Origin of the sequence: Sphingomonas trueperi, from assembly GCF_011927635.1 — a bacterium.
GTDB classification, from domain to species: Bacteria; Pseudomonadota; Alphaproteobacteria; order Sphingomonadales; family Sphingomonadaceae; genus Sphingomonas; species Sphingomonas trueperi.
In genome coordinates this window covers 1-1,322 of sequence record NZ_JAATJB010000038.1, presented here as the reverse complement: position 1 = coordinate 1,322, position 1,322 = coordinate 1, and the positions used below count along the sequence as shown (strand labels likewise).

Genomic DNA, 1,322 nt, shown 5'->3' with positions numbered 1-1,322 from the left:
TGAACCGCGCCGGGTTTGCCGGAGGCTCCAACTCCTGAGAAGGTGGAGCCTGTATGAGCAAGACGACGAACAAGTTTTCTCCTGAGGTCCGCGAGCGTGCGGTGCGGATGGTATTCGATCACGAGCAGGATCATCCCTCGCGCTGGGCAGCGGTGGTTTCCATTGCGGAGAAGGTGGGCTGTTCGGCCTATACGCTGCACGAGTGGGTGAAGAAGGCCGAGGTCAACAGCGGTAAGCGTGCTGGCGTCCCGACCGAGGTCGCCGACAAGGTGAAGGCGCTGGAGCGCGAGGTCCGCGAGCTTCGGCAGGCCAACGAGATTCTCCGCAAGGCGTCGGCATATTTTGCCCAGGCGGAGCTCGACCGCCCGTTCCGTCGATGATCGCGTTCATCGACGATCACCGCGATGCCTATGGGGTCGAGCCGATCTGCAGGGTGCTGCCGATCGCCCCATCTACCTATCACGAGCGCGTCGCGCAGCGACAGGATCCGACACGCCTGTCAGCGCGGGCGCAGCGGGATGCCGCCCTGAAGCCGGAGATCGCGCGCGTGTTTGCCGAGAACTTCGCGGTGTACGGCGTGCGGAAGGTCTGGCGGCAGATGATGCGGGAGGGCTTTCAGGTCGCCCGCTGTACGGTCGCGCGGTTGATGCGCGAGATGGGCTTGGCAGGGGTGATCCGGGGCAAACCGGTGCGTACGACCATCAGCGACAGAGCGGCGCCGTGCCCACTCGATCACGTCAATCGCAAGTTCTACGCGCCAGCGCCGAACATGCTCTGGGTGTCAGACTTCACCTACGTCGCGACCTGGGCGGGGTTCGTCTACGTCGCCTTCGTCATCGATACCTACGCCAGGCGGATTGTTGGCTGGCGGGCCAGCAGAACGGCACATGCCAGCTTCGTCCTCGACGCCTTGGAGCAAGCGCTTCACGATCGACGGCCAGCCCATCGGGGCGGCCTCATCCATCATAGCGACCGTGGGTCGCAATACGTGTCCATCAAGTACTCCGAGCGCCTCGCCGAAGCCGGGATCGAGCCATCGGTCGGCAGCGTCGGTGACAGCTACGACAACGCTTTGGCCGAGACGATCAACGGCCTCTACAAGGCCGAGGTGATCCACAGGCGTGGGCCGTGGCGCAGCTTCGAAGCCGTCGAATACGCCACGCTCGAATGGGTCGACTGGTTCAACCATCGTCGGCTGCTCGAACCCATCGGCAACATCCCGCCTGCCGAAGCCGAAGAGCAATATTATGCTGCCGCGGACAACCTCGATATGGCAGCGTGACTCACAACCCAACGCCTCCGGCAGACCCGGCGCGGTTCAG

At 64.0% G+C, this 1,322-nt stretch carries 1 protein-coding gene and 1 other annotated feature; the gene reads left to right on the top strand.

Features of this window, described 5'->3' with window-relative positions; genetic code table 11:
* Positions 1-53: 53 nt before the first annotated feature.
* A protein-coding gene (locus GGR89_RS21975) for an IS3 family transposase (RefSeq protein WP_167713197.1) occupies positions 54-1,282 on the top strand; the annotation gives its coding sequence in 2 pieces (ribosomal slippage) (positions 54-342 and positions 342-1,282; 1,230 coding nt in all).
* Positions 335-451, top strand: a sequence feature (AL1L pseudoknot). It overlaps the preceding gene by 117 nt.
* Positions 1,283-1,322: the final 40 nt, after the last annotated feature.